Raw genomic sequence first — 25,964 nt, forward strand, 5'->3', positions numbered from 1 at the left:
CGACACCAGCAAATCCTCCCCTGCAAGGGGAGGGGGACCGCCGCGAAGCGGTGGTGGAGGGGTGTCGCCCTATCGGAAGCGCGATCCCCCTTCATCTGTCCTCCGGTCAACCCCACCCCACTATCGGATTTGCAACGCGCTCAGCCGTCACAAAATGTCCCAACCTTGTTCTTTTATGTCGCATTTGCCGGGAAATATGCGAAGTTAAGCCCGCCATTTCCTATTTCCCGCGCCTGCCCTAGACTGCCCTCATGCCCTCCCCCGACCTTATCGAACGCTGGCGTCATCATCTCAGCCTCGACCGGCGGCGATCGACCCATACGGTGCGCGCCTATGTCGCGACCGCCGAGCGGCTGGTGGCCTTTCTGGAGGCGCATCATGGCGAGCCCGTCACCGCTGCGCTGCTGGCGCAGATCAGCCAGGCGGACCTGCGCGCCTTCCTCACCGCGCGGCGAATGGAGGGTATCGGCAATCTGTCAGCGGCGCGGGAACTGTCCGCCGTGCGCGGCTTCCTGCGCTTCATCGGGGGTGAGGACGCCCGCGTGCCCCTATTGAAAGGCCCCCGCACCAAGCGCGGCCTGCCCCGCCCCGTCTCCCCCGATGAAGCCGTCGCGCTGGCGCAGGACATTGCCGAAGGGGCGCGCGAAGCCTGGATCGGCGCGCGCGACTGGGCAGTGCTGATGCTACTCTATGGCGCGGGACTGCGGATCGGCGAGGCCATGGGCCTGACCGGCGCGGCGCTGCCGCTCGGCGAAACCCTGCGCGTCACGGGCAAACGCAACAAGATGCGCGTCGTCCCGCTGCTGCCGCAAGTCCGCGCGGCGATCGACGCCTATTTGGCGCTCTGCCCCTATCCCATGACCCGCGACGAGATGCTGTTTCGCGGCGCCCGTGGCGGCCCGCTCTCCCCCGCCCTCATCCGCCGCGCGGTACAGGGCGCGCGCGGACGGCTCGGCCTCTCGGACCGCACCACCCCTCATGCACTGCGCCACAGCTTCGCCACCCATCTGCTAGGGCGCGGCGCGGACCTGCGCAGTTTGCAGGAACTGCTCGGCCATGCCAGCCTGTCCTCCACCCAGGTCTATACCCAGGTCGATGCCGCGCACCTGATGGACGTCTACCGCAACGCCCACCCGCGCGCCTGAAAATCGCCGTAATCCTGCGTCACCCTCATGCTTTCCTGGTAGGGGAAAGCCCATGCTGCGCTTCGTTCTGGCCTTGCAGGCCATGGGGGAAATCCCGCCCGACTTCGACCTCAAAAAGGTTCAGCCCAGCATCGATTCGATCGTCGTCACCGCGCGACGGCAAAACCAGCGGATCGACAGCGCCCCAGTCCCCGAAGAACCGCCGCTGGGCCGCGCGGAGATGGAACTGTTCGGCAAGGTGAAGGGGAATGTGCGCGTGGAAAGCCAGGGCATGGGCAACGGCACCACGTCGCAACGGGTGATGGTTGGCGTGAAGATACCGCTTTGACCGCTCAGCCCTTTGTCCGCTCAGCCCTTTGGCCGCCAGGTCGCCAGCCGCCACAGATAGAGGATCACCGCGCCCACCACGCACAGGGTAGCGGCGGGGCCGATATATTTGTCGATCTGGCTGAAATTCCTGCCCAGCACGAATCCGGCATAGGCAAGGATGATGTTCCAGATCAGCGCCCCGCCCGCTGTCCACGCCAGGAATTTCACATGCCCCATGCGGAACAGTCCGGCGGGCAACGATACCATCGTCCGCAGCGCTGGCATGAAGCGGAACACGAAGACGACGATCTGGCCATATTTGCCGAACAGTCGGTCCAGCGCCTCGACATCGCGCCATTCCAGCGTCGCCCAGCGGCCATAACGATCGACCAGCGGCTTCAACCGGCCAAAGCCCAGCACATGGCCGACCAGATACCAGAAATAATTGCCGACCGTGGTGCCGATGGTGCCGGCCAGCAGCAGCCATTCCATCGCCATCCGCCCCTGACCTACGCGAATGCCGCCAATGCCCATGATCAGTTCCGACGGGATCGGCGGAAAGACATTTTCCAGCACCATCAGGACGAAAATGCCCCAATAGCCGCCCGCGTCGATCAGGCGGAGCACCCAGTCGGTCATGTCACGATGCCCGAATGAAGGGAGGTCACTTCGCTTCGCTCAGTAGAGGGCTTCGACAGGCTCAGCCCGAACGGATCTAGAGTTAAGGATGAAAACAAAAACTTGCTCAAGCCGCCGCCCGCGCCGCCAGCCGCGCGTCGATCGCGTCCCAGATCATCCCGCCCGTATCGGTGCCGTCAAAGGCATCGATCGACACGATCCCGGTGGGCGATGTCACGTTGATTTCGGTCAGCCACTCGCCGCCAATCACGTCGATGCCCACGAACAGCAGGCCGCGCGCCTTGAGTTCCGGTCCCATCGCGTCGCAGATTTCCCGCTCCCTGTCGGTCAGCACGGTCTTGGCCGCCGATCCGCCAACCGCCAGGTTGGACCGGATTTCGCCCGCACCCGGAATCCGGTTGACCGCGCCCGCGACCTCGCCGTCGATCAGGACGATACGCTTGTCGCCTTGCGCGACACCGGGGATGAAGGCCTGAACCATGAACGGCTCAACCCATGACGCCTTGAATATTTCCACCAGCGAAGAGAGGTTCGCGCCATTCTTGCCGACATGGAAAACGGCGACGCCGCCATTGCCATAGAGTGGCTTGACGACGATCTCGCCATGCTGGGCCAGGAAGCTGCGCACTTCGGCCAGGTCACGGGTGATCATGGTCGGCGGCATGAAGCGGGCATAGTCCAGCACGAACAGCTTTTCGGGCGCATTGCGGACACTGGCCGGATCGTTGACCACCAATGTTTCTTCCTGCACCCGCTCCAGCAAATGGGTGGCGGTGATGTAGCTCAGGTCAAAGGGCGGGTCCTGCCGCATCAGCACGACATCGACATCGCGCCCCAGGTCCAGCATTTCCGGCTCGCCAAAAGCGAAATGGTCGCCTTCCACCTTCTGCACATTCACCGGCCGCGCCTTCGCCAGCACCCGGCCATCGCGATAGGTCAGGTCGGTCGCCAGATAATGGTAGAGCCTGTGCCCCCGCGCCTGCCCGGCCAGCATGATGTGAAAGGTCGAATCGCCCGCGATCTTGATGCCCTCCATCGGGTCCATCTGGACGGCGACGGTCAGGGGGTTCAGTTGCGTCATCTTCATTCCTTTTCCGTTCGCTCTGAGCGAAGTCGAAGGGCTCCGCCGAGCGTTAGCGAGGTGCTTTGCCTTCGCTGGCGCTCAGGCGAGGGCTTCGACTTCGCTCAGCCCGAACGGTTTGGGGGGAGAGGCACATCACCCCCCATGCCAGACATTGGCCAGATGGCGTGGCGCACGGCCCGGCGCAAGGAGGATGACGTCGATTCGCATGTCGTCGCCCGCTTTGGCCAGATCATGCCACAGAATTTCCGCCGCCGCCGCGACCCGGCGCAACCGCCGCTCGTCGATCGCCAGGTCCAGTTCCGCCGCCGTAGCGCGGGCCTTGACCTCCACAAAGGCGAGCATCGCGCCCTTGCGCGCGACCAGATCGACCTCCCCCGCTGGCGTCCGCATCCGCCGTCCGACAATCTGCCAGCCCTTCAGCCGCAACCACCAGGCGGCGATCCGCTCGGCCTGACGTCCGCGTCGCTCGGCCGCTTCCCGCTTCACCCCTTTAATTCCGTCGCGCGGTCATACAGGGTGCGCCGGTCCAGCCCCAGTTTCTTCGCGACCTCGCCCGCCGCCTTCGACACCGACAGCCGGGTCAGCGCCTCCAGCAGGGCCGCATCCGCATCCTCGGCGCTGGCCGGCGCAGCCTCGCCGGGCGGGCCGACGGTCACCACAATTTCGCCCCTGGGCGGCGCGTCGGCGTAGCGGGCGGACAGTTCGCTCAACGTGCCGCAGGCCGTTTCCTCGAAGGCCTTGCTGATTTCCCGGCTGACCGCCGCGTCCCGGTCGCCCAGATGGGCGGCCATGGCGGACAGGCTTTCCGACAGGCGCGGGCCGCTTTCATAGAAGACCAGGGTCGCCCGCAGCCCCGCCACCTCGTCCAGCGCATCGCCGCGCGCCTTGGCCTTGCTGGGCAGGAAGCCCATGAACAGGAAACGGTCGGTCGGCAGGCCCGACAGCGTCAGCGCCGCGATCGCCGCGCTGGGACCGGGCAGGGTCGTGATCCGCCGTCCCGCCGCCCGCGCATCGCGCACCAGCTTGTAGCCCGGATCGGAAATGAGCGGCGTTCCTGCGTCCGACAACAGGGCGACCGATTCGCCCGCCATCCGGTCGACCAGCCTTTGCCGCACATTTTCGCCGCTATGGTCATGATAGGGGATCATCGGCCGGTCCGAACCTGCATGGCGCAATAGCCGCGCGCTCACCCGCGTATCCTCCACGGCGACGACATCGGCCAGCCGCAGCACCTCCGCCGAGCGCGGGGTAAGGTCACCAAGGTTGCCGATCGGCCCAGCAACGATATAAAGCCCAGGTTCAAGACCCGATGATTGTGTTTCCATAAGGACGCCAGATGACAGAGACGGATGCCTCCCGGCAAGCGGACTTGTTCGCTTCTTTGAAACGCGGCACGCGCATTGTGCTTGCCGCGGGCACGCTGCTGCTCGCCGCCTGTCAGTCGATCGTGCCCAAGGGACCGGCCCCCGTCACCCCGACCGGCCCGACAGGACCGACCGGCCCTGATGTGACCCAGGGTCTGCCGACCGATACGCTGCGCCACCGCGTCGCGCTGCTGGTACCGATGAGCGGCCCCAATGCCGCCGTGGGCCAGTCGATCGCCAACGCGACCACATTGGCGCTGATGGACACCCGGACCGACAAGATCCGCATCACCACCTACGACACCGCGCCCGGCGCCGCAGCCGCGGCGAACCGCGCCCTGGCCGAGGGCAACCGCCTGATCCTTGGCCCCCTGCTGGCGGAGGACGCCCGCATCGTGGGGCCGATCGCCGCGCGCACCAATGTGCCTGTGATCAGCTTTTCCAACGACGCCAGCGTCGCGGGCAATGGCGTCTACATCATGGGTTACAACCCCAACCAGTCGATCGAGCGGGTCGTGGGTTTCGCCCATGACAAGGGGCTGTCGCAGTTCGCCGCGCTCATTCCGCGCGGCACCTATGGTGAACGCGCCGGCAATGCGCTGCTGCGCGCCGTCGAACAGGCGGGCGGCACCGTCGTGTCGATGCAGACGTTCGATCGTAGCCCCGGCTCGATCACCGCAGCGGTGAAGAAATTGCAGGCCTCGTCCAGCTATGACGCCTTGCTGATCGCCGACAGCGGCAAGGTCGCGATCCAGATCGCCCCGATCGTGCGCAAAAATGGCGGCGCGACGGCCCGCCTGCTCGGCACGGAATTGTGGAATACGGACGGCACGCTGGCGGCAAGCCCGGTGCTGCGCGGCGCATGGTTCGCCAGCGTGTCGGACACGCTCTATCGCCAGCTCGCGGGCAAATATCGCGCCCGCTACGGCACGGCGCCCTTCCGCCTGTCCTCGCTCGGCTATGATTCGGTCCTGCTGACGGTGCGGATCGCGCAGGACTGGAAGCCCGGCAGCCCCTTCCCCACCACGCGCCTGCGCGATTCGGGCGGCTTTTCGGGCATTGACGGCGCGTTCCGCTTTGGCCGCAACGGCGTCGCCGAACGTGCGCTGGAAGTGTCCGAAGTGGGGGCTGGTGCAGTCACGGTCATCGCGCCTGCTCCCCGCAGCTTCGCGGAATGAAATCATCCTCCCCTGCAAGGGGAGGATTTTAGATGCGCCCGGTCGGCAGGATCAAGGGCCAGCCATTGCCCGGATCGATGCAGGCGGTGATGCCATAGACATCGGCCAGCGCCTGGGTGGTCAGCACGTCCATCGGCGCGCCGTCGGCGACCAGCGCGCCGCCATCCATCAGCAGCAGCCTGTCGCACCAGCGCGCCGCCATGCTCAGGTCATGCAGCACCGTCACCACCAGCGCGCCGCTGCGCGCCTCGTCCCGCAGCAGGTTCATGACGTCGATCTGATGTCCAGGGTCCAGCGCCGCCAGCGGCTCGTCGGCGATCAGCCCGCGCGCCCCGACCGCCAGCGCCCGCGCCAGCAACACCCGCGCCCGCTCCCCACCGGACAATTCGGTCGCGATCCTTCCTTTCAGGTGCAGCACATCGGCCCGCGCCATCGCTGCCTCGACCGCTGCCTCATCTGCGTCGGACAGGCGGGACAGCGGCCCCAGATGCGGCAGCCGCCCCAGCGCCACCAGCCGATCGACGCTGAGCGGCCAGTGCAATGTCTGGCCCTGCGGCAGATAGGCGATGGCGCGCGCTATCGCCCCCCGGTCGATCCGCGCCACATCCTGCCCGTCGATCAGCACCCGGCCCGCCCGCGGCTTCGCAAGGCCCAGCATCGCCCGGATCAGCGTGGACTTGCCCGCGCCATTGGGACCGATGATGCCGACCAGCTGGCCCGGCCCCAGCGTCACCGCGACATCGCGCACCGCCACATGACGGCCAAGCCGGACGGACAGCCCTTCTACCGTCAGGCTCACCATAGCCGTCGCTCCCGCATCAGGTGGATCAGGAACACCGGCACGCCCAGCATCGCGGTGACGACCCCCAGCTTCAGTTCATTGACCGACGGGATCAGCCGCACGCCAATATCCGCCAGCGTCAGCAGCACCGCGCCGCCCAGCAGTGAGGGCCATAGCACCGCCGATGGCGACCGATCGGTCAGCGGGCGGACGATATGCGGGACGATCAGGCCGACAAAGCCGATCGCGCCGGACACCGCCACCGCGCCGCCCACGCCGATCGCGACGCCCAGCATCATGCGCAACCGCGCGGCATTAAGGTTCACGCCCAGCGCCTGCGCGCCTTCCTCCCCCAATGTCAGCGCGTCCAGCGTCCGCCCGTCCGCCAGCAGCAACGCCGCGCCGATCACGATGCAGGGCAAGGCGACCAGGACATGCACATAGCTGCGGTTTTCCAGACTGCCCATCAGCCAGGTCATGATCTCCATCGCGGCAAAGGGATTGGGCGACAGGTTGAGCGACAGGCTGATGCCCGCACCCGCCAGCGTCGCGACCGCGATCCCCGCCAGGATCAGGGTCAGCGGGCTTTCCGATGGACCGGCCAGCAGGAACAGCCCGGCAATGGCGACAAGCGCGGTGGTGATGGCGAGCAGCGGCAGGACCAGTGGGTGCAACGCGCTTAGGCCGAAATAGAGCGCGCAGACCGCGCCCAGCGCCGCTGCGTTGGACGCGCCCAGCACGGACGGTTCGGCCAGCGGGTTGCGCAGATAGCCCTGCAACGCCGCGCCCGACAGGCCCAGCATCGCGCCCACCAGCAGGCCCAGCAGCATGCGCGGCAGGCGCAGGTCGATGATGATCGCGCGGGCGACCGCATCGCCGCCGCCGGCCAGCACCGCCCATATCCGCGCCAGGCTGATCGCGACGGCCCCCAGCATCACCGATCCCATCGCCGCGCCGACCAGCAGGATCAGCAGCGCAGGGACGAGCAAGGGATGGCGGCGGGCCGTCATGGACGCCCCCCTTGGCGGTTGGCAAAGCGCCATGTTCCTGCGAAGGCAGGAACAGGTCCTACTACAAGACAGGCTCCATGATCCGTCCGTTGATCCTCGCCATTGCCGCCCTGACACTCACCGGCACGGCACACGCTGCGCCGCGGCGGATCGTGTCTCTCAACGTGTGCGCCGATCAATATCTGATCGCGCTGGCCGACAAGGGCCAGATCGCGGCGCTCAGCAGCAATGCGCTCGATCCCGAATTGTCGGCGGCGGCGGACAAGGCGCGCGGCTATCGTACGCTGCGCCGCGCTTCGGAAGAGGTGCTGGCGATCCGCCCCGATTTGATCCTGGGCTATCCGATCGGGCCGAACATGGTCGCCGGAGCGCCGCCGGGCCAATGGACCACATTGGGCCTGGCCAGTGCGGACAATTATGGCGCGATCGAGGACCAGATACGGCAGGTCGCGCGCGCGGTCGGCCATGTCGACCGGGGCGAAAAGCTGATTGCGCAGATGAACCGCGATCTGGCGGCGCTGCCGAAAGCGAAGCGCGGCGGCGTTGCCGCCTATTATCAGCGGCGCGGCTATATGACCGGTACCGGCACGCTGGTCGATGACCTGATGCATCGGGTCGGGCTGACCAATCTGGCCGCAAAACTCGGCAAGCCTGCGCTGGCGCAGGTATCGCTGGAGGCGATGGTCGCGGCGCGGCCCGACTGGCTGATCGTGGAAAGCGGCAGCGAAGCGGTGGTCGATCAGGGGACCGAAATGCTCCAGCATCCGGCGATCAAATCCATCCCGCGCATCAGCCTGCCGCAAAGCTGGACCGTGTGCGGCGGCCCGGCCTATGTGCAGGCGGCGCGGGCCATCGTGGCGCAACTTGGGGCGCCACGCAGCAAAAGCGTGGCGCAATTTGGGGCGCCACAGAGCAAAAGCGTGGCGCAACTTGGGGCGCCACGGAGCAAAAGCGCGGCGCGTTTGAACGCGCCAAGGTGAAGGGACGAGCAGCGCGCCCGTCCCCCCTTGTGCCATATCAGAAACGGACACGCACGCCGCCAAAGGCGGAGCGGCCATAGACGCCATAGCCATAGGCCGTGGCGTAGGCTTCATCGAACAGATTGTCGATCCGGCCATAGACTTCCAGATGCTCGCCCAGCGGCAGCGAGGCGCGCAAACCGGCAAGCGCATAGCCGTCGAGCTTGATCCGACTCCGGCTGGCATTCAGGTCGTCGCTATCACTCACCATGGTCAGGGTAGCGCCGGTCGACAGGCCGAACGACCAGACATAGTCGGCCGAGACGCTGACCGCATTGGCCGCACGTCGCAAAAGACGCTTACCAAAATTGGCCGATCCCGCTGACCGGTCGCGCGCATCGACATAGCTATAGCTGCCCGTCACGGTCAGCGCGTCCACCGGCTTCAAGGCAATGCTCGCCTCCACGCCCTTGGCGCGGGTGCGGTCCAGATTGCTGTAGCTGAAGGTCGCATTGTCATAATTGATCTGGTCGGTCGTGTCGCGGCGGAACGCCGTGACCGACAGGATCGCCCGGCCACCATCCAGGCTCTGGTCAAAGCCGATATCATAGCTTTTCGACCGTTCGGGGCGCAGCGCACTATTGCCGCTGAACATGTCGTACAGCTGATAGAGCGAGGGCGCCTTGAACCCTTCGCCATAGCTCAGGCGAAAATTGGTCGCGCCTGCATTGGGCGAATAGTTGGCATTCGCGCCGAACGTGGTCGCGCCGCCAAACTGGCTATGATCGTCATGCCGCACACCGCCCGTGACCGACAGGCCAGTAAAGGGCTTGACGATCGCCAGCGCATAGACGCTGTCGATATTGATCTTCGCCGACGACGTGCTGCCGAACCCGAAGAAATCATAGTCGGGCCGTTCATGCTCGTAGCCGAATACCAGCTTGGCCTGATCGACCGGGGCATAGACGCCTTCATATTCAAAGCGCAGATTGGTGCCGGAATAGCCATAATCCGGGTCAGTACCGCGCACGAAATAATAGTCGCGGTCGTTGCGCAGATAGGTGACGGCTGCGCGGTTCGTCAGCTTGCCATCCAGCAAAGCCAGGTTGAGGCCCGCATAGCCCACATATTGGTCCAGCTTGCTCACATCGCTGCTGTCGGCCGGTGCGCCAAAGAAGCTGTCATAGTCGAGATCCGCATGGATATAATAGCCACGCAGGTCGAGGCTCAGCGCATCGCTGAACGCCAGTTTGAGCCGCGCGTTGGTGGCGATATTTTCATAGCCGTCCTTTTCCGTGCCGCCCGCGGCCGATGAAATGCCGTCCGTGCGGAAATAGGCCGCGCCCACACCGCCCGACGCGATGCCGCTCGTGCCGGACACGTCCGCCTTGGCATTGACCGTATCGCTATAACCATAATCGACCGAGGCGTTCGCGCCGAAGCCGTCCACCGGCACGCCGGTCATGATGTTCACCACGCCGCCGATCGCCTGGCTGCCATAGACGACCGAGTTGGAGCCGCGCAGCACTTCGATCCGCTTGATATTGCCGGTCAGCAAATGGCCGAAATCATACCCATCGCCGATGCCGCTGGGGTCATTGACCTTCACCCCGTCGATCAGCACCAGAGTCTGCGTCGTTTCCGCGCCACGCAGCGATACGCCGGTCACGCCGCCGGTGGACCCGTTACGGTTGAAACGAACGCCGGGCGTCGTCGCCAGCAGATCGACCACATCGACCGCCTGCCGCGTCTGGATAGTCTGCGCGTCGATGACGGTGATCGCCTGCCCCACTTCGTCGCGCGACTGTTCGATGCCCGATGCGGTGACGATGATGTCATCGTCCTGCGCCAGAGCGGGCGTTGCCGCCAGCAGCGCAATGAGAGAAATCCCTGTTCTTACCATGATATATGCCCTGAGCGTCCCATGCGACTTCAAGGCCAGGGCGTCCGCGCACGCGGTCGCGCCATGATGCGGGATGACGCCAGCCCCCGCCGCACGGCACGATGCGGCCCCGGCCGCACAGCGTCGCTCGACGGAAAACCACCGTGCCATGACCAATCCCCTGGATCAGGGCAAGAGCGACCAGACGCCGGCAGGTCTCCTGGCTCACGGGTCAGGGCAATGATGCACGAACCTTCCCAGACATTGGCGTCCAGTGGCCGGGTCTTGCGACCCTTATGCATCATGCTCACCGCTTACAGTTGCAGGGACAGCTGCGGAATAGGGCGCTTCCACGCCCGCACCGCATTCCCATTTTCAGCCCCTTGCGGGACACCGGCGCGATCTAGCTGCAAGGAAGGCGAGCCCCCCTCACGCGACGCGCTGTAGGGCAAAGGCGTGGCATTGCCAAGCGGCTGTTTCGCTACGTCAGCGGGGCGTTGCCCCGGTGCAACATGGCATCGCGTCGCGCTAGCACGACGAGCGGCAGTCCCGCCGCCGCCGCGCGCTCCGCCGCCAGCCTTGTGGGGGCGGAAATCGTCACCAAAAGCGGGCATTGGCTCAGCACCGCTTTCTCCACCAGCTCATAGGAACAGCGTGACGACAGCAGCGCAAAGCCCTCGTCCCAGCCCGCGCCTGCGCGCTTCATCGCGCCGATCAGCTTGTCGAACGCATTGTGCCGCCCGACATCCTCCCGCGCCAGACGGATCGCCCCGTCCGCGCCGACCCAGGCGGCGGCATGGGCCGCGCCGGTCGCGGCATTGAGCGGTTGATGCGCCGCCAGCCCATCGAGCGCGCGAAAGATCGCCGCCCGGTCGGCGCGCGATCGCGTCGTCACTGGCGGCAGGGGCCGAATCGCCTGTTCCAGATTTTCGATCCCGCACAGGCCGCACGATGAATCGGACGCGCGGTGCCGTACCCGGTCCAGCAACAAATCGGTCCGCGATGGCGGCAGCGTCGCGCGCGCCACGATGCCCTGATCGGTATCATGGGTATCGACGTCGAACGGCGCATCGTCCGGCCCGATCAGCCGTTCCGCCAGCGCAAAGCCCAGCACCAGATCGGTCAGATCAGTGGGCGTCGCCATCAGCACCGCATAGCCGATGCCGTTGAATTCGATCGCGACCGGCACTTCATCGGCCAGCACCCGTTCGACCGCTTCGCCCTGTCCATCGCGGGCCAGGCGGGTGAAGGTCAGCGCGTCGCCGCCCTGCTTCAAGCGCTGATCCGGCGCACGGCCTGCGCCGCGATCGGCGACAGGGCGTCGGGCTGCTCCGCCGCCAGCGCCACGATCCGCGCGCGCATAAGCGGGTCCCAGAAGCTGGCGATATGGCTGGCGGTGGACGCAACCGCCTCCGCATCGCCCTGCGCCGCTAGATTGCGCGCAATCTGGTTGGCCATGTAGATCAGCCGGTCGGCGGTGGACATGACGTCATTTTCGTCGCTCATCGGGCCGATCCTATTCCGCCGCTTCCAACGGCGCAATGCGGCGGCTCATCCTGGCCTGATCGGCATAGTCGAGTTGCCAGTCGCTGGGGCCGTTGGATGGCATCACCTGCACCGCCGTCACCTTATATTCCGGGCAGTTGGTCGCCCAGTCGCTATAGTCGGTGGTGATGACATTGGCCTGGGTTTCGGGGTGGTGGAAGGTCGTATAGACCACGCCCGGCGCAACCCGCTCGGTTACTTGCGCACGCAGCGTGGTTTCCCCCGCCCGGCTTTTCAGGGCAACCCAGTCACCTTCCTTGATCCCGCGATTCTCCGCATCGGACGGATGGATTTCCAGCCGGTCCTCCGGATGCCAGGCGGTGTTTGCCGTCCGCCGCGTCTGCGCGCCGACATTATAGTGGGACAGGATGCGCCCCGTCGTCAGCAGCAGCGGGAAGCGCGGGCCGGTCTTTTCGTCCGTCGGCACATAGTCGGTGACGACGAACTTGCCCTTCCCCCGCACGAAACCGTCGATATGCATGGTCGGCGTGCCGTCGGGCGCGGCATCATTGGCGGGCCATTGCAGCGATCCTTCCGCCTCCAGCCGATCATAATGGACGCCCGCAAAGGTCGGGGTGAGCGCGGCGATCTCATCCATGATCTGCGCGGGGTGATCATAGGTCCACCGTAGGCCCATGGCGTTGGCCACCAGTTGCACGATTTCCCAGTCGGCATAGCCATTGAGCGGGGCCATCACCTTGCGCACCCGCTGTATGCGCCGTTCGGCGTTGGTGAAGGTGCCGTCCTTTTCCAGGAAGGTCGATCCCGGCAGAAAGACATGGGCGTAATTGGCGGTTTCGTTGAGGAACAGGTCCTGCACCACGACGCACTCCATCGCTGCAAGCCCCGCCGCGACATGATGGGTGTTGGGATCGGACTGAAGAATATCCTCGCCCTGCACGAACAGCCCCTTGAACGTCCCGTCGGTTGCGGCATCCAGCATGTTGGGGATGCGCAGCCCCGGCTCGGCGTCCAGGCTGACGCCCCATGTGCGTTCGAACAATTGCCGCGTCGCCGTGTCGGACACATGGCGATAGCCGGAAAATTCATGCGGGAAGCTACCCATGTCGCAGGCACCCTGCACATTATTCTGCCCCCGCAGCGGGTTCACGCCCACGCCTTCGCGCCCGACATTGCCGGTCGCCATGGCCAGGTTGGCGATGGCCATCACGGTCGAGCTGCCTTGGCTATGCTCCGTCACGCCCAGGCCATAATAGATCGCGCCATTGCCGCCTGTGGCATAGAGCCGGGCGGCAGCGCGTACCTCGTCCGCCTTCACGCCGGTCAGCGGTTCGATCGCTTCGGGCGAACGGGCGGGTTGGGAGACAAACTCCGCCCAGTCGGCAAACTCATCCCAGTCGCACCGTTCGCGGATGAAGGCTTCGTCATAGAGCTTCTCCGTGACGATGACATGCGCCATCGCGGTCAGCATCGCGACATTGGTGCCGGGGCGCAGGGGCAGATGATGGTCCGCCTCGATATGGGGGGATTTGACCAGATCGGTGCGGCGCGGGTCCATGACGATCAGCCTGGCCCCCTGCCGCAAGCGCCGTTTCATCCGGCTGGCGAACACGGGGTGGCCGTCGGTCGGGTTCGCGCCGATGACCAGAATGACGTCCGACTGCATCACGCTGTCGAAATCCTGCGTACCCGCCGACGTGCCGAAGGTCTGGCTCAGCCCATAGCCGGTCGGCGAGTGGCAGACGCGGGCGCAGGTATCGACATTATTATTGCCAAAACCCTGGCGGATCAGTTTCTGGACAAGGAAGGTTTCCTCATTGGTGCAGCGGCTGGACGTGATGCCGCCGATTGAGCGGGTGCCATATTTCGCCTGGATGCGACGGAACTCGCTGGCCGTATGGGCGATCGCCTCGTCCCACGACACTTCGCGCCATGGCTCGTCGATGCTGGCGCGGATCATCGGGTTCAGGATTCGGTCCTGATGCTGGGCATAGCCCCAGGCGAAGCGACCCTTGACGCAGCTATGGCCGCGATTGGCCTTGCCGTCCTTCCACGGCACCATGCGCACCAGTTCCTCGCCCCGCATTTCCGCGCGGAAGGTGCAGCCCACGCCGCAATAGGCGCAGGTGGTGACGACGGCGCGGTCGGGGGTGCCGACTTCGACGACCTTCTTTTCGATCAGCGACGCGGTGGGACAGGCCTGCACGCAGGCGCCACAGGACACGCATTCGGACCCCAGAAATCCCTCGCCCTGCGACGCGGAAACCTTGGAATCGAACCCCATCCCCTCGATCGTCAACGCGAACGTCCCCTGCACCTCGTCACAGGCGCGCACGCAGCGCGAACAGACGATGCACTTGCTGGGATCGAAATCGAAATAGGGGTTCGACTGGTCCTTCGCCTGCCCCATATTGGTCGCGCCATCATAGCCATAGCGCACGTCGCGCAGGCCGACTGCGCCAGCCTGATCCTGCAATTCGCAGTCCCCGTTCGCGCCGCAGGTCAGGCAGTCGAGCGGATGGTCGGAGATGTACAGTTCCATCACCCCGCGCCGCAACTGCTTGAGGCGGTCGGTCTGGGTGCGCACCACCATGCCTTCGGCCACTGGCGTCGTGCAGGACGCGGGATAGCCGTTGCGGCCCTCCACCTCAACCAGGCACAGGCGGCACGAACCAAAGCTTTCGACGCTGTCAGTGGCGCACAGCTTGGGAATGGAGCCGCCCAGCAGCGACGCCGCGCGCATGATGCTGGTGCCTTCGGGCAGGGTTATCGCCTGCCCGTCGATGGTCAGCGTGACAGACTTGCCGGTCGCAATCGCAGCGGGCGTGCCATGGTCGGTTTCGCGGGTAAAGGTCATTCCGCAGCCTCCTTCAACGGCGCGGGCGCGCCGAAATCTTCTGGGAAGTAATCGAGCGCGCTCAGCACCGGATAGGGGGTGAAGCCCCCCAGCGCGCAGAGCGAGCCATATTTCATCGTATCGCACAGATCGCGCAGCAGCGTGGTTTGCGCGTCGAGCGACGTATCGATGCGGGATGGCGCGCGAGAGTAGAGGGCTTTGCCAAGATAGCCCCCCTTCCCGTCATGCTGACGAAAGTCAGCATCCAGGGCGGCATCATCCAACCTTGCATTGCGGGACTCTGGATCCTGACTTTCGTCAGGATGACGACGGGAAATAGACGGTCTCGCCGCCATGATCCGGTCGACAATCTCCACCCCGCGCGTAGATCCGATCCGGCAGGGCGTGCATTTGCCGCAGCTTTCCGCCGCGCAGAATTCCATGGCGAAACGGGCCATATGCGCCATGTCCACGCTGTCGTCGAACACCGTGATCCCGGCATGGCCGATCAGGCCGCCTGCCGCCGCAAAGGCTTCATAGTCGAAGGGCAGATGGAACATGGATGGCGGGAAATAGGCGCCCAGCGGCCCGCCCACCTGCACCGCGCGTACGGGCCGCCCGCTGGCCGTGCCGCCGCCGACATCGTTCACCAGTTCGCCCAGCGTGATGCCAAAGCCGATCTCATACAGGCCACCATGGCGCACATTGCCAGCCAGTTGCACCGGCATCGTACCGCGCGACCTGCCGAAGCCGACGGCGGCATAGGCCTCCGCCCCTTCCGCCAGAATGAACGGCACGGCCGCCAGGCTCAGCACATTGTTGATGACCGTCGGCTGGCCGAACAGACCTTTGAGCGCAGGCAGAGGCGGCTTGGCCCGCACCTGTCCGCGCTTGCCCTCGATGCTGTCGAGCAGCGCGGTTTCCTCGCCACAGACATAGGCGCCCGCCCCTTCGCGCACTTCCAGCGTGAAAGGCGCGATCAGATGGGCGGCATGATCGATCGCCAGTCGCATCGTGGCAATGGCAAAGGGATATTCGGAACGGATATAGATATAGCCATGGCGCGCGCCCACGGCATGGGCCGCAATCGCCATGCCCTCGATCAGGCAATAGGGGTCGCCCTCCATCAGCATACGATCGGCAAAGGTGCCGCTGTCGCCTTCGTCGGCGTTGCAGACGATATATTTGTCGCCCGCAGGCGCATCCAGCACCGTCTGCCACTTGATGCCGGTCGGGAACCCCGCCCCGCCGCGCCCGCGCAGGCCCGACGCCTTGACCGCATCGACCACGGCTTGAGGCGTCATTGCGCGCGCCGCCTCCAGCCCCTTCCAGCCGTCCTGCGCCGCATATTCGGTCAGGCTGACCGGATCGATCACGCCGCACCGGGCGAAGGTGAAGCGCTGCTGTCCCGCAAAGAATGGATGCTGGTCGACCGGGCCCAGCCGGTTGGCGTGGCTGCCATCCAGCACCGCCGCGACATCCCCCGGCCCGACCGGACCGTAGCCGATCCGGCCTTGCGCCGTTTCCACCTCGACCAGCGGTTCGATGCTGAACAGCCCGCGCGATCCGGTGCGGATCACCTCGCGCCCCGCATCGGCAAAGGCCTGCGCGACAGCGTCCGCGCCCAGCGCCACCGACGCCATGTCGCGGCTCACATAGATTTTCATGCCGCCACCTCCGCCGCGATCCGGTCCAGCGCCGCACCGTCGATCCGCGCGACCGGGCGACCATCGACCAGCGCGTTCGGCCCGACCGCGCACAGGCCCAGGCAATAGACCGGCTCCAGACTGATCGCGCCATCGCCGCGCGTCTCCCCCATCGCCACGCCCAGCCGCTGCGCCGCCGCCGCCTCGATCGCCGCGCCGCCCCGCGCCTGGCAGCTTTCGGCCCGGCACAGTTTCACGACATGGCGGCCCGCAGGCGTCCGGCGGAAATCATGATAGAAGGTGACGACGCCATGCACATCGGCGCGCGACAGGTTCAGCGCGCGGGCGATGACCGGCACGACAGCGTCCGCGACATAGCCAGCCTCTTCCTGCACCGCATGCAGCAGCGGCAGCAACTGGTCGCGGGTTGCGCCATGACGCGCAGTCCAGCCTTCGATAAACTCTTCCATCCCGATACCCTGCCTTATGGCCCAGCTTTTGCCGCGATTGTGCGGCGGGAAGGCGCGCCGGTCAAATCGAAGCCAGCGATGCTTGATAGAGTTTATCTATCAAATGGAGCCAAAGCCGGGCGGCAGGCGCAACCCGCGCGCCACCGCCAGCACCGCCTGCGCCAATGGCCCCATCGGCGCGCTGTCCGACACGATCACGCCCACCCGGCTGCCCTCCCCCATGTCCGGCAGCGCCGCGGTGCGCGCCCAGCGCAGCCCGTCCAGCAAGGCGGCATGGCTGTCGGGAATGATCGAACAGAGCCGCCCCTGCTGCACCAGCCCCAGCAGCGCGACATAGGAGTCGGCGGTCACCAGGGGCCGCAGCGCCAGCCCGCGCTCGGCCAGCCGCGCGTCCAGTATCCGCCGGTTCTGCATCCCCTGATGCAACAGGCAGAGCGGCAGGCTGGCCAGGTCCGCCCAGTCGAGGACTGCCGGGATCGGCACGCCATGCGCCGCGCTCACCAGCATCGCCCGTTCGGCATAAAGCGGCACTGACAGGGCATGGGCGGGCGGCTCGAAATCCAGATAGGTGATGCCCGCATCCAGCTCGAACGCGGCCAGTTCGCGCTCGATCTGGCGCGACGTCAGCGCACGGACTGAAATGTTCAGCCCCGGATGCCGGTCCAGCATCGCGGTTGCCAGACAACCGATCGCGGGCATGGCGGCGGGGATCGCGCCCAGCCGCAGCTCGCCCTTCAACGGCCCGCGCGCAGTTTCCGCCGCCTGCCCCAGCGCTTCGGCGGCCGCCACCAACTGCCGCGCCCATGGCAATATCGCCTCGCCCTCCGGCGTCAGCCCGGCATATTTACGGTCGCGCCGGATCAGCCGCTTGCCCAATTGCGTCTCCAGCGTCGCGATCCCGGCGGACAGCGTGGGTTGCGACACATGGCATAGCGCCGCCGCCCGGCCGAAATGGCCTTCGCGCTCCAGCGCCAGGAAATATTCGACAAGGCGGGTCTGCATCTCTTTGCTATAGGGCTGATAGAGCGGCGCTATCAAGGAAGCATCATGGCGGAACGGCGGATATTGGGGGCGGTGCTGGCAGGGGGGCGCTCCAGCCGCTTTGGCAGCGACAAGGCGCTGGCGATGCTGCCGGATGGGCGAACCTTGCTGGACCATGCGATCGCGGGGCTGGCCCCCCATGTCGAACAAGTGGTGATTTGCGGTCGCGCAGGCGGTCTGGCGGATCGGCCCGCGCCCGGCATGGGACCACTCGGCGGCCTCAACGCAGCCCTGCATCACGCGCAGGCCCATGGGTTTGCAGGCATATTGACGACAGGGTGCGACATGCCGGTCTATCCTGCGGACCTGCCCGCCCTGCTGATCGGTGAACAGGCCGCGATACTGGAGGGCCAGCAACTGCTTGGCTGGTGGCCGGCATCGCTCGCCAACGCATTGGACGCGCATCTGGCGGAGGCGAATAATCGCTCCATCTACGGCTGGCTCGACCGCGTCGGCGCCCGTGTGGTGACGGTGCCGGGGCTGGCACTGCCCAATATCAACCGGCCGGAGGATCTGGCGGCGCTGTAAACGGGGTCAGTGCGCGGCGGACGTGTCCACATTGGGGCGGGGACGGGGCGCCAGCCAGACCATCGCCGACGCGAAGAACAGGATCAGGGCCGATATGAAGAATATGTGATCCACCGAAATGGCCGTCGCTTCCTGATCAACGATGTTCGAAATCACCTGCCGCGCCTGGTCGGTCGACATGCCGATATTTGCCAGGGCCGCCTGCGTATCGGCGGGCTGGAGGGTACCCGCCAGTTCACTGCGCGACACGCGCTGGCCATTGCCCCAGCCGGTCAGCACCAACGACGTCGCAATCGCCAGCGCCATGGTGCGCAGGAAATTCTGAAGCCCGGCAGCGGAAGCCGTCTCTTCGGGCCGCACCGACCCCAATGTCAGCGTGGTCAGCGGAATCATGAAGAAGGGCATGGCAAACCCCTGAATGAACTGCGGCGCAGCCATCATCCAGAAATCGACGCTACTGGTCCAGTGCGCGCGCCACAGCGTCATCAGGCCCAGCCACAACACGGCCCCCGAAATCATGAAGCGCGGATCGACCCCCCGGCCCATGATCCTGGCGGCGACCGGCGCGCTCATCAATGCGGCCATGGCCGTGAAGGCGGTGACGATGCCCGCCCATGTCGCGGTATAGCCCCTGGCGGACTGAAGCCATTGCGGGATGATGACGATACCGGAGAAATAGGCGCCAAAGCACAATGCCAGCGACAATACCCCGGTGGTGAAGCCGACATGGCGGAACACGCGCAGATCGACGACCGGATGCTCTTCCGTCAATTCCCAGATGATAAAGACCAGAAAGCCGATCAGCGACAGAATCGCCAGGCTCAAGATCAGCGGATCGGCAAACCAGTCATGGTCCCGGCCAAGGTCCAGCATGACCTGAAGACAGCCGATCCAGAAAACCAGCAACGCCAGCCCGATCTTGTCGATCGGCACCCGCGCCGTTTCCGTTTCGACCGGACGCAGCAGCGCCATCGCCGCAAATACGCACAGAATGGCGATCGGCAGGTTGATGAAGAAGATCCAGTGCCAGCTCCAATTGTCGCTGATATAGCCGCCGATAATCGGCCCCATCGCCGGACCCAGCAGCGTCGTCATCGCCCATAGCCCCATCGCGCGCGCGCGCCGTTCGGGCGGAAAGACGCGCAGCATCAGCGTTTGCGACATGGGCATGATCGGGCCACCGCACAGCCCCTGGCCAATGCGGCAGACCACGATCATGCTGAGTGACATCGACAGGCCGCACAGCACCGAAAACAGGCCAAAGCCGATCATCGCGCTGATGAACATCTTGACGACGCCAAAGCGCTGCGCCAGCCAGCCTGTCAGCGGCACGCAAATCGCTTCGGCGACCGCGTAGGATGTGATGATCCACGTCCCCTGATCGGGCGTGATGCCCAGATTGCCCGAAATATGCGGCACGGAAACATTGGCGATGGTCAGGTCCAGCACGACCATGAAATTGCTGAGCGCCAGCACCAGCCCCGCCAATGTGCGCTGTCGCGGCGTCAGCCGGGAAAAAATATTTGCCTCGCCGCTCACGACCCGGCCTTTCAGTGACCGGAAAGGTCGATATCGACCTCCGTGGAAAGGCCGACACGCAACGGGTGGGCCGCCAGTTCCTTGGGGTCGAGCGCAATACGGACCGGCAGGCGCTGGACCACCTTGATCCAGTTGCCGGTCGCATTTTGCGCCGGGATCAGGGAAAGCGACGATCCGGTGCCACCGGAAAAGCCCACGACCTTGCCATGATAGACGACGTCGCCGCCGTAAATGTCGGCAACGACCGTGGCGGGCATGCCGACCTTCACCTGGCGCAACTGCCGTTCCTTGAAGTTCGCGTCGACATAGACCTGCGCCAGCGGCACGATCGTCATGATCGGGCTGCCCTGCGCGACGCGCTGTCCTACCTGCACCTGCCGCTTGGTGATGACGCCGTCGATCGGCGCGCGGATGACCGTGCGGTCCAGGTCCAGCTTCGCCGCATCCAGCTTGGCCTGCGCGACCATGACGCCCGGATCGGTATCGACGCTCGACCCGCTGACCAGCGCGTCATTGGCGGCCAGCTGCCCGCTCGCCGCACTGCGCGTCGCCTGCGCGGTGTTGACGCCCGCCTGCGCCAGTTCCAGCGCAGCGCGCGCGGCGGCATAGGCGGTGCGCGCGCTGGTCACTTCGTCGCCCGACACCGCACCGTCGCCCACCAGCGCCTCGCGCCGCTGCAGGTCGATCCGCGCCTTTTCGACATTGGCCTGCGCTGTCGCCAGCTGCGCGCGCGCCTGCACGATGTCCGCGCCGCGCGCGTCGACCTGCGCCGCCAGCGCGCTGCTGGTCGCGCTGCTCTGGCGGAAGCGGCGCCGCGCTTCGGCCAGATCGGCCTGCGCCTGCGCAAGGGCGATGCGCGCATTGGTCGGGTCCAGCCGCACCAGCACGTCGCCGCGCTTCACCGCCTGGGTGTCGCTGACCAGCACCTGCGTCACCTGCGCGGAAATCAGCGGCGTCACCTGCGCCATTTCGGCATTCACATAGGCATTGTCGGTGCTGACATGATTACGCCCGATCAGCAGATACCAGGCCGCCCACAACAGGCCCAGCACCACGACTGCCAGCGCAAGACGGGTCAGCCACAGCTTACGCACAGCGGCACGATCCGCCTTTTTCGTGTCATCCGGCGCAGTGGCATCCGAAGCCTCTGAGGTGGAAAATTCAGGGGTGGCATCAGCCATGCGCAGCATCCTTGGGCAGTGTAGCGCTGTCGGCAAAACCGCCGCCCAGCGCACGGATCAGGGCAATATCGAGCGAAAAGGCGCTGGCTTCCAACGCAGAAACGGACCGGCGCGCGGCAATCAGCTGATCCTCGACATTCAGCACGTCGAGATAGGTGGACAGGCCACCATCATAGCGTTTGCGCGCCACGCCATAGGCGTCCTGCAACGCCACCAGCGCCGCGCGCGCATCCACCAGCCGATCGTCGAGCGTGCGGCGGCTGGTCAGCGCATCGGCAACGTCGCGATAGGCGGCCAGCACCGTCTTGTCATAATTGGCTACCGCTTCATCATAACCGGCGCGCGCGCCGCGATACTGGCCCTGCAACGCGCCGCCATGGAAAATCGGCAGGCTGATCGCCGGACCGGCATTGCCGAACAGCGAATCCTTCTCGAACAGCCTGTTATAGAAGGGCTTGGCCGATCCATTGACGCCGGTGCCGGTAAACATCGTGTCATAGCCCAGCGCCTGGACCCCGATCAGCGCGCTCAGGCGCACGGCCGGATAGAAATCGGCGCGTGCGACCTTGACCTGCTTGGCTGCCGCTTCCGTGCGGGCGAGCGCGGCGGCGATGTCCGGGCGGCGGGCGACCAGATTGGTGGTGACGTCCGCGGGCAGCCCGACCGGCATCAACCGACCCTTGGGCGGACGGGTGATCGACAGCCCGCGATCCGGCCCCGCCCCGACCAGCGCCGCAATCTGATGCTGGCGCAGCGCAATCGCCACGCGCGCCCCAGCCAGTTGCGCGCGCGCCGCTGCAACCGTCGCGTCCGACTGGCGCACGTTGCCGCGCGTTTCCAGCCCGTTCTGGCGGCGATCGGCAACCAGCTTCTGGCTGGCGGTCCGAATGTCCAGCGTGCGCTGTTGCAGTTCGGCTTCGTCATACAGCCGCGCCAGATCGGCATAGGCGTCGGCGATGCCCGTGGTCAGCGCCAGCCGCGCCTGTTGCGCGTCCAGTTGCGCCGCGCGGGCCTGTGACGTCGCCGCTGCCAGCGCGGCCTTGTTCCGACCCCAAAGGTCCAGGTCAAAGCCCAGATTGAGTGCCACCTGACCCGTACCGAGCCAGCCCTGCGGAATGAACTCCTTGGGTTGCCCCATATTATAGCTTTGCTTGGTCGTCCCGGCCCTGGCGTCCAGATCCGCCGACGGCAGCAATGTGGCGCCCGCCTGTTGCGCCATGCCCTGCGCCTGCGCGAATCGGGCGGCGGCGATCGCCATGTCGGGCGCGTTGGCCAGCCCTTCCTCGATCAGCGCGGTCAGTTGCGGGTCGCCATAGGCGGTCCACCAGTCTTCGCCCGGCCAGGCGGCGTCAGGCGCGTGCAGGCTGTCCTGCGCCGCCACGCTCTGCGCCGTGCGAATCGCCGGGGCGGGGCCAAGATCGGGCACGGCCGCACATGCTGCCAGCAGCGACAGGGCCGCCGTCGAAATCATGATGCGTTCGGGGGAAAACAGGCGACTCACCGACATGACAAACCGTACCATCCAGTATGAAAACCGCCATTGCCGCTGTTGCCAGGCCTTGTCAACAAAATTGCCATACTCTATGGTACGGTTTAATGACAGCTGTGGCCAAATCTCCTCCTCCCACGCGAAGGGAAGCGCGCAGGCTGGACCGGCGGGACTGTATCCTGACGGTTGCGGAGCGCTATTTCCTGGAACATGGCTATGCCGGAACGACGATGTCGGGCATCGCGGCGGATCTGGGCGGGTCGAAGGGGACGCTCTGGAATCATTTTCCGTCGAAGGAAGAGTTATTTTCCGCCGTCGTCGATCGGGTCGTGACGGCCTATCGAATGCAACTCTCGCAAATCCTTGATCCCTGCGGCCTGCTGGAACCGACGCTGCTGCGCGCCTGCCGCAGTCTGCTCGACAAGGTCTGCTCCCCCCAAGCCATCGCCCTGCACCGCCTCATTTATTCGGAAGGTGGGCGATTTCCCGAACTCAGCCGGATTTTCTTCGAGCTTGCCCCCCGCCATACCCGCGCGCTCCTCGCCGACTTTCTGGAAGGCGCGATGAATCGCGGCCAGATAAGACGGGCCGATCCAACCGACGCCGCACGCATGCTGATGGCCATGACCATGGGGGGCAGTCATCAGCAATTGCTGATGGGGCAGATGCGCGAGCCACGACCGGAAGCCTTGCAGGCGGATGTCGCCCTGGCGGTCAACCTGTTCATGCGCGCCTATGCCCCTGAAAGCACGGTCGCCACCACCGGGCAGAGCGCATAGCCTTTCCCCTTGATCGTCCGCAGCAACGGCCAGTCAAAGTCCCGGTCGATCTTGGCGCGCAGACGCGACATATGCACTTCCACGCTGTTGGTGCCGGGGTCGAACTCCAGCCCCCATATCGCCCGCAACAGCGCCTCCCGGCTGATCGCCTCCCCCGGCCGTCGTGCCAGATGGAGCAGCAGCGCATATTCGCGGGCCAGCAACGGGATGGCCCGGCCCGCCCGCTCCACCTGCCGGTCGACCAGATGGATAAGCAGGTCGCCCACGCGCAGCCGGGGCTGCTCATCGCGGGCAAGCCGGATGATCCGCGCCACCGCTTCGTCTTCATGCATCCAGGGGCCAACCACATCCTGCACGCCGCTCTCCAGCGCGCGGGCGCGCGCGGCGGGATCGTCCACGCCCTGCCACAATATCGTCGCGTCGCTGATGCTGACGCGCGGCGGCTCGCTGCCCGGCCCCAACATCGCCAGGTCGAACCCGCGCGCGCTCAGCGCCCGTGCCAGCGGGGCGAAATCACTGCCCAATCCGTGACAATCGACCCGCCTGCCCACCTGTCATCCACCCATTGCTGACCAGCCGCATCCGACCGCCGACGCAGTCCGAAAACAAGCCAATCCCTATCCATTTCGGACCATTCGGAGCGCAGCCTCGCTCGCATGCCGGATCAGCGGGCTGCTCCCCCGCGCGCCCGATTCCCAATGGTCGATCCGGGCCGCGCCGTTCATCGCGGCGCCGATCGCGTCCCAGGCGGTCCGCCGCATCGCGTCGACCGGGTGGCGGGCCGCAAAATCCTGCGCCAGGTCGATCGCATTGTCCGTGCCGCATCCGACCGCCAGTTCCAGCAGCAATTGCGCGCTGGCCACGGTCATGCATTCGGCGATCGTGCTGCTGGCGGTATCGAACCGATATTGCCGTCGCCAGCCCTGATCGGGCGCGCTCGCCAATATGTTGAGCGAGACAGAGAGGGAGTCCGGCGGCAATTGCGCATGAATGTCGCGATTGGCGCGATAGAGCAGCATCCGCCCCTGCGACAAATGGCTGCGCTCGACAAAGCGCAGCGCCACCGCCTCCCCCGCCGCGCCCGCGACATCGCCGTCATAGACATAATAGTCCGACCCATAGCCCGGCCCCAGATAGCCGATGGTCAGGAAATCAAAGCCATGATCGTGCGGCACATGGTACAGGAAGGGGGCCGGGCCGCTCATCCGCATCACATGGTCGCGCTGGGCGGGCCAGAAGGCGGCGCGCAGCACATATTTGCCCCTGGGCGGGCGCAGCAGCATGACCTGCGCCGAATAGGGATTGGCCTGCCGCTGCCCCGCGCACCGCGTCTTGAGTTCCGCGATCGCAAAATCGGCCAGGAAATGCCGGTTGCGCGCCAGCGCCCGCAGCATGGGCGCGGCAGCCGCCAACCCGTCCTCGTCGGCGGGATCGAAGGCCGGACTTTCGCACCAGTCGATCAGGGCATCCAGGTCGATCATCCGCTCGTCTGGCGCTGGATCGATCAGGCGGGGCACGCCATGTTCCCGATCTGCGTCAGCGTCCGCGCGGCCAGCGCCCGTACCGCAACGTCGCTTTCCCGCTGCGCCATGGCGCGCAAGGCAGGCAGGGCGCTCGCCGTATCCAGCGCCAGATATTCGCGCATCACCGCCCAGCGTTGCGCGGCAAGCGGCGTATCTAGCGCCTCGCCAAATTGCGCCGCCGCGTCGGCCCGCCCCTGCGCTCGCAACAGCGACAGCAGCATCAGCGCACGGGCATGGCCCTCATCCGCCTCCGCCTGCGCCACCAGCGCCCCGGTCGCAAAATCGCATATGCGCGAACGGACCGACCCTTGCGGCGCGACCTGCGCGCGCAACAGCATCAGCGGCGCTCCGTCCGGCAGAATGCGCAGCGTTTCGCGCCGCTCGTCCACTTCCAATATCTCGCCCATGGCGCAATGCCGCTGCCCGGTCGGCACGGCCCGGTCCGCCTCCAGCCGAAACCCCTCGGCCCGCAGCGCGCGATTGAGCGGGCGGCACAGCATGTGACGACCGGAAAAATGCACCCGCGATCCTGTTTGCGGCACCGGGTCGATCACCGTCGCCGACAGCCATATCCGCTCCGTCCGCGCCAGCACCAGATGCCGGGCCGCACCGTTGCGGCTCGCGCGAAAGCCCGGCAAATGCAGCGGATCGTCGGCCAGCGCCGCGCAGCCCTGCGCCAACAGATCGGTGAACCAGCCTATGTCATGCAGGAACGGCCGGATCAGCGCCAGCGCACGGCCAGGCGGCGCATCCTGCGCCTCGGCCACTGCCCGCCCCAGCGCCGCCCCCAACGCTGCTGGCGTCACGGCTGGTCGATGATCGCAATCACAATATCCATCAGGCTGATGTCCAGCACGTCGCCATCCTGCAATCCGAACAGGCTGACCTCGCCGGGCAGGTCGGCAATATCGTCAATCGCCAGTTGAGGCACGGTCTGTGGCATCGGCATCCTCCTTCTGCGGGTCGCAGGGGCGACGCTATGGCGCGCGGGAAGGGGGGACCAATTAAATGTAATTAATCGTGGCTACCGCTCATTAACCAATTCTTTGTGCGGCCATCCTATCATGGGGATTGT

General features: G+C 65.9%; 26 protein-coding genes and 1 riboswitch. Of the genes, 6 read left to right on the forward strand and 20 right to left on the reverse strand.

Going from position 1 to position 25,964, the window contains the following annotated elements; translation table 11 throughout:
- Positions 1 to 251: 251 nt before the first annotated feature.
- Both SX1_RS11240 and SX1_RS11245 read left to right on the forward strand, forming a co-directional pair.
- Entirely contained in the window at positions 252 to 1,145 is an 894-nt protein-coding gene (locus tag SX1_RS11240; RefSeq protein ID WP_019053057.1) for a tyrosine recombinase XerC, read from the forward strand.
- A 52-nt stretch (positions 1,146 to 1,197) separates the two neighbouring features.
- Positions 1,198 to 1,473 (forward strand): hypothetical protein, encoded by a 276-nt coding sequence (locus SX1_RS11245; protein WP_019053058.1) that lies wholly within the window; start codon positions 1,198 to 1,200, stop codon positions 1,471 to 1,473.
- Positions 1,474 to 1,493: 20 nt separating this feature from the next.
- Here SX1_RS11245 and SX1_RS11250 read toward each other — a convergent pair whose 3' ends face one another.
- The 4 genes from SX1_RS11250 to rsmI all read right to left on the reverse strand — a co-directional run bounded on the left by SX1_RS11250 (position 1,494) and on the right by rsmI (position 4,502).
- Positions 1,494 to 2,093: a DedA family protein gene (locus SX1_RS11250; RefSeq protein ID WP_019053059.1), complete on the reverse strand. Its 600-nt coding sequence runs from the start codon at positions 2,091 to 2,093 to the stop codon at positions 1,494 to 1,496.
- A gap of 106 nt (positions 2,094 to 2,199) precedes the next feature.
- The gene (gshB, locus tag SX1_RS11255) at positions 2,200 to 3,174 is read right to left on the reverse strand and encodes a glutathione synthase (RefSeq protein WP_017183876.1); all 975 of its coding nucleotides are present in this window, start codon (positions 3,172 to 3,174) and stop codon (positions 2,200 to 2,202) included.
- Positions 3,175 to 3,309: 135 nt separating this feature from the next.
- A complete protein-coding gene (locus SX1_RS11260; protein WP_017183875.1) occupies positions 3,310 to 3,663 on the reverse strand; it encodes a YraN family protein in 354 nt (117 codons plus the stop codon).
- Complete coding sequence (gene rsmI / locus SX1_RS11265; RefSeq protein ID WP_019053061.1) at positions 3,660 to 4,502, reverse strand: 16S rRNA (cytidine(1402)-2'-O)-methyltransferase; 843 nt, start codon at positions 4,500 to 4,502, stop codon at positions 3,660 to 3,662. Before rsmI ends, SX1_RS11260 begins: the two co-directional genes overlap by 4 nt.
- Before the next feature lie 11 nt (positions 4,503 to 4,513).
- Between rsmI and SX1_RS11270 the strand changes: the two genes are divergently transcribed.
- Positions 4,514 to 5,719: a penicillin-binding protein activator gene (locus SX1_RS11270; RefSeq protein WP_017183873.1), complete on the forward strand. Its 1,206-nt coding sequence runs from the start codon at positions 4,514 to 4,516 to the stop codon at positions 5,717 to 5,719.
- A gap of 28 nt (positions 5,720 to 5,747) precedes the next feature.
- Here the strand turns inward: SX1_RS11270 and SX1_RS11275 are convergent, their stop codons facing one another.
- Together SX1_RS11275 and SX1_RS11280 are read right to left on the reverse strand one after the other, a co-directional pair.
- On the reverse strand, positions 5,748 to 6,521 hold the full coding sequence (locus tag SX1_RS11275; protein ID WP_019053062.1) for an ABC transporter ATP-binding protein: 774 nt from the start codon (positions 6,519 to 6,521) through the stop codon (positions 5,748 to 5,750).
- The gene (locus SX1_RS11280; protein WP_019053063.1) at positions 6,515 to 7,510 is read right to left on the reverse strand and encodes a FecCD family ABC transporter permease; all 996 of its coding nucleotides are present in this window, start codon (positions 7,508 to 7,510) and stop codon (positions 6,515 to 6,517) included. The genes SX1_RS11275 and SX1_RS11280 overlap by 7 nt, the downstream gene beginning before the upstream one ends.
- Positions 7,511 to 7,587: 77 nt before the next feature.
- Here SX1_RS11280 and SX1_RS22615 point away from each other — a divergent pair, with 77 nt between their 5' ends.
- Positions 7,588 to 8,490: an ABC transporter substrate-binding protein gene (locus tag SX1_RS22615; RefSeq protein WP_043145595.1), complete on the forward strand. Its 903-nt coding sequence runs from the start codon at positions 7,588 to 7,590 to the stop codon at positions 8,488 to 8,490.
- Positions 8,491 to 8,527: 37 nt separating this feature from the next.
- Here the strand turns inward: SX1_RS22615 and SX1_RS11290 are convergent, their stop codons facing one another.
- The 7 genes from SX1_RS11290 to SX1_RS11320 form a co-directional block, all read right to left on the reverse strand.
- Positions 8,528 to 10,372 (reverse strand): TonB-dependent receptor plug domain-containing protein, encoded by a 1,845-nt coding sequence (locus SX1_RS11290; protein WP_026149681.1) that lies wholly within the window; start codon positions 10,370 to 10,372, stop codon positions 8,528 to 8,530.
- Positions 10,373 to 10,544: 172 nt separating this feature from the next.
- Positions 10,545 to 10,764: riboswitch (cobalamin riboswitch) on the reverse strand.
- 68 nt (positions 10,765 to 10,832) lie between these two features.
- Positions 10,833 to 11,627 carry a formate dehydrogenase accessory sulfurtransferase FdhD gene (gene fdhD, locus SX1_RS11295; protein ID WP_019053066.1) on the reverse strand — a complete coding sequence of 265 codons (795 nt, stop codon included), beginning with the start codon at positions 11,625 to 11,627 and terminating at the stop codon, positions 10,833 to 10,835.
- Positions 11,624 to 11,857 (reverse strand): formate dehydrogenase subunit delta, encoded by a 234-nt coding sequence (locus tag SX1_RS11300; protein ID WP_017183867.1) that lies wholly within the window; start codon positions 11,855 to 11,857, stop codon positions 11,624 to 11,626. The genes fdhD and SX1_RS11300 overlap by 4 nt, the downstream gene beginning before the upstream one ends.
- Positions 11,858 to 11,867: 10 nt before the next feature.
- Complete coding sequence (gene fdhF, locus SX1_RS11305) at positions 11,868 to 14,714, reverse strand: formate dehydrogenase subunit alpha (protein WP_019053067.1); 2,847 nt, start codon at positions 14,712 to 14,714, stop codon at positions 11,868 to 11,870.
- Positions 14,711 to 16,360 (reverse strand): formate dehydrogenase beta subunit, encoded by a 1,650-nt coding sequence (locus SX1_RS11310; protein WP_019053068.1) that lies wholly within the window; start codon positions 16,358 to 16,360, stop codon positions 14,711 to 14,713. The genes fdhF and SX1_RS11310 overlap by 4 nt, the downstream gene beginning before the upstream one ends.
- Positions 16,357 to 16,809: a formate dehydrogenase subunit gamma gene (locus SX1_RS11315; RefSeq protein ID WP_019053069.1), complete on the reverse strand. Its 453-nt coding sequence runs from the start codon at positions 16,807 to 16,809 to the stop codon at positions 16,357 to 16,359. Before SX1_RS11315 ends, SX1_RS11310 begins: the two co-directional genes overlap by 4 nt.
- Before the next feature lie 99 nt (positions 16,810 to 16,908).
- Positions 16,909 to 17,811 (reverse strand): LysR family transcriptional regulator, encoded by a 903-nt coding sequence (locus SX1_RS11320; RefSeq protein ID WP_026149682.1) that lies wholly within the window; start codon positions 17,809 to 17,811, stop codon positions 16,909 to 16,911.
- A 45-nt stretch (positions 17,812 to 17,856) separates the two neighbouring features.
- Between SX1_RS11320 and mobA the strand changes: the two genes are divergently transcribed.
- Positions 17,857 to 18,378: a molybdenum cofactor guanylyltransferase gene (mobA, locus tag SX1_RS11325; protein ID WP_019053071.1), complete on the forward strand. Its 522-nt coding sequence runs from the start codon at positions 17,857 to 17,859 to the stop codon at positions 18,376 to 18,378.
- Positions 18,379 to 18,384: 6 nt separating this feature from the next.
- Here the strand turns inward: mobA and SX1_RS11330 are convergent, their stop codons facing one another.
- From SX1_RS11330 to SX1_RS11340, 3 genes are read right to left on the reverse strand one after another with little or no spacing between them, the layout of a single operon-like run.
- Positions 18,385 to 19,917 (reverse strand): DHA2 family efflux MFS transporter permease subunit, encoded by a 1,533-nt coding sequence (locus tag SX1_RS11330; protein ID WP_019053072.1) that lies wholly within the window; start codon positions 19,915 to 19,917, stop codon positions 18,385 to 18,387.
- Between the two features lie 11 nt (positions 19,918 to 19,928).
- The gene (locus tag SX1_RS11335; protein ID WP_026149683.1) at positions 19,929 to 21,098 is read right to left on the reverse strand and encodes an EmrA/EmrK family multidrug efflux transporter periplasmic adaptor subunit; all 1,170 of its coding nucleotides are present in this window, start codon (positions 21,096 to 21,098) and stop codon (positions 19,929 to 19,931) included.
- Entirely contained in the window at positions 21,091 to 22,605 is a 1,515-nt protein-coding gene (locus SX1_RS11340; RefSeq protein WP_026149684.1) for an efflux transporter outer membrane subunit, read from the reverse strand. Before SX1_RS11340 ends, SX1_RS11335 begins: the two co-directional genes overlap by 8 nt.
- Before the next feature lie 89 nt (positions 22,606 to 22,694).
- Between SX1_RS11340 and SX1_RS11345 the strand changes: the two genes are divergently transcribed.
- Positions 22,695 to 23,366, forward strand: a complete 672-nt coding sequence (locus SX1_RS11345) for a TetR/AcrR family transcriptional regulator (protein WP_019053075.1) — start codon at positions 22,695 to 22,697, stop codon at positions 23,364 to 23,366.
- On the opposite strand, the gene SX1_RS11350 is transcribed toward SX1_RS11345, so the two are convergent.
- From SX1_RS11350 to SX1_RS24510, 4 genes are all read right to left on the reverse strand, one after another.
- Positions 23,321 to 23,917, reverse strand: coding sequence for a winged helix-turn-helix domain-containing protein (locus SX1_RS11350; protein ID WP_255209743.1), 597 nt, complete (start codon positions 23,915 to 23,917; stop codon positions 23,321 to 23,323). The two genes, SX1_RS11345 and SX1_RS11350, sit on opposite strands and share 46 nt — an antisense overlap.
- A gap of 66 nt (positions 23,918 to 23,983) precedes the next feature.
- A complete protein-coding gene (locus SX1_RS11355) occupies positions 23,984 to 24,883 on the reverse strand; it encodes a hypothetical protein (protein WP_019053077.1) in 900 nt (299 codons plus the stop codon).
- Positions 24,871 to 25,695: a hypothetical protein gene (locus SX1_RS11360; protein ID WP_255209744.1), complete on the reverse strand. Its 825-nt coding sequence runs from the start codon at positions 25,693 to 25,695 to the stop codon at positions 24,871 to 24,873. The genes SX1_RS11355 and SX1_RS11360 overlap by 13 nt, the downstream gene beginning before the upstream one ends.
- Positions 25,692 to 25,832, reverse strand: a complete 141-nt coding sequence (locus SX1_RS24510; protein WP_017183854.1) for a hypothetical protein — start codon at positions 25,830 to 25,832, stop codon at positions 25,692 to 25,694. Before SX1_RS24510 ends, SX1_RS11360 begins: the two co-directional genes overlap by 4 nt.
- Positions 25,833 to 25,964 lie beyond the last annotated feature (132 nt).

Origin of the sequence: Sphingobium xenophagum NBRC 107872 (genome assembly GCF_000367345.1) — a bacterium.
GTDB lineage: Bacteria > Pseudomonadota > Alphaproteobacteria > Sphingomonadales > Sphingomonadaceae > Sphingobium > Sphingobium xenophagum.

What these genes read in the sequence shown, in the direction of transcription:
- SX1_RS11240 (WP_019053057.1), top strand. Translation starts at nt 252, where the DNA reads ATGCCCTCCCCCGACCTTATCGAACGCTGGCGTCATCATCTCAGCCTC.
- SX1_RS11245 (WP_019053058.1), top strand. Translation starts at nt 1,198, where the DNA reads ATGCTGCGCTTCGTTCTGGCCTTGCAGGCCATGGGGGAAATCCCGCCC.
- SX1_RS11250 (WP_019053059.1), bottom strand. Translation starts at nt 2,093, where the DNA reads ATGACCGACTGGGTGCTCCGCCTGATCGACGCGGGCGGCTATTGGGGC.
- gshB (WP_017183876.1), bottom strand. Translation starts at nt 3,174, where the DNA reads ATGACGCAACTGAACCCCCTGACCGTCGCCGTCCAGATGGACCCGATG.
- rsmI (WP_019053061.1), bottom strand. Translation starts at nt 4,502, where the DNA reads ATGGAAACACAATCATCGGGTCTTGAACCTGGGCTTTATATCGTTGCT.
- SX1_RS11270 (WP_017183873.1), top strand. Translation starts at nt 4,514, where the DNA reads ATGACAGAGACGGATGCCTCCCGGCAAGCGGACTTGTTCGCTTCTTTG.
- SX1_RS11275 (WP_019053062.1), bottom strand. Translation starts at nt 6,521, where the DNA reads ATGGTGAGCCTGACGGTAGAAGGGCTGTCCGTCCGGCTTGGCCGTCAT.
- SX1_RS11280 (WP_019053063.1), bottom strand. Translation starts at nt 7,510, where the DNA reads ATGACGGCCCGCCGCCATCCCTTGCTCGTCCCTGCGCTGCTGATCCTG.
- SX1_RS22615 (WP_043145595.1), top strand. Translation starts at nt 7,588, where the DNA reads ATGATCCGTCCGTTGATCCTCGCCATTGCCGCCCTGACACTCACCGGC.
- SX1_RS11290 (WP_026149681.1), bottom strand. Translation starts at nt 10,372, where the DNA reads ATGGTAAGAACAGGGATTTCTCTCATTGCGCTGCTGGCGGCAACGCCC.
- SX1_RS11300 (WP_017183867.1), bottom strand. Translation starts at nt 11,857, where the DNA reads ATGAGCGACGAAAATGACGTCATGTCCACCGCCGACCGGCTGATCTAC.
- fdhF (WP_019053067.1), bottom strand. Translation starts at nt 14,714, where the DNA reads ATGACCTTTACCCGCGAAACCGACCATGGCACGCCCGCTGCGATTGCG.
- SX1_RS11310 (WP_019053068.1), bottom strand. Translation starts at nt 16,360, where the DNA reads ATGAAAATCTATGTGAGCCGCGACATGGCGTCGGTGGCGCTGGGCGCG.
- SX1_RS11315 (WP_019053069.1), bottom strand. Translation starts at nt 16,809, where the DNA reads ATGGAAGAGTTTATCGAAGGCTGGACTGCGCGTCATGGCGCAACCCGC.
- SX1_RS11320 (WP_026149682.1), bottom strand. Translation starts at nt 17,811, where the DNA reads ATGCAGACCCGCCTTGTCGAATATTTCCTGGCGCTGGAGCGCGAAGGC.
- mobA (WP_019053071.1), top strand. Translation starts at nt 17,857, where the DNA reads ATGGCGGAACGGCGGATATTGGGGGCGGTGCTGGCAGGGGGGCGCTCC.
- SX1_RS11335 (WP_026149683.1), bottom strand. Translation starts at nt 21,098, where the DNA reads ATGGCTGATGCCACCCCTGAATTTTCCACCTCAGAGGCTTCGGATGCC.
- SX1_RS11340 (WP_026149684.1), bottom strand. Translation starts at nt 22,605, where the DNA reads ATGTCGGTGAGTCGCCTGTTTTCCCCCGAACGCATCATGATTTCGACG.
- SX1_RS11345 (WP_019053075.1), top strand. Translation starts at nt 22,695, where the DNA reads ATGACAGCTGTGGCCAAATCTCCTCCTCCCACGCGAAGGGAAGCGCGC.
- SX1_RS24510 (WP_017183854.1), bottom strand. Translation starts at nt 25,832, where the DNA reads ATGCCACAGACCGTGCCTCAACTGGCGATTGACGATATTGCCGACCTG.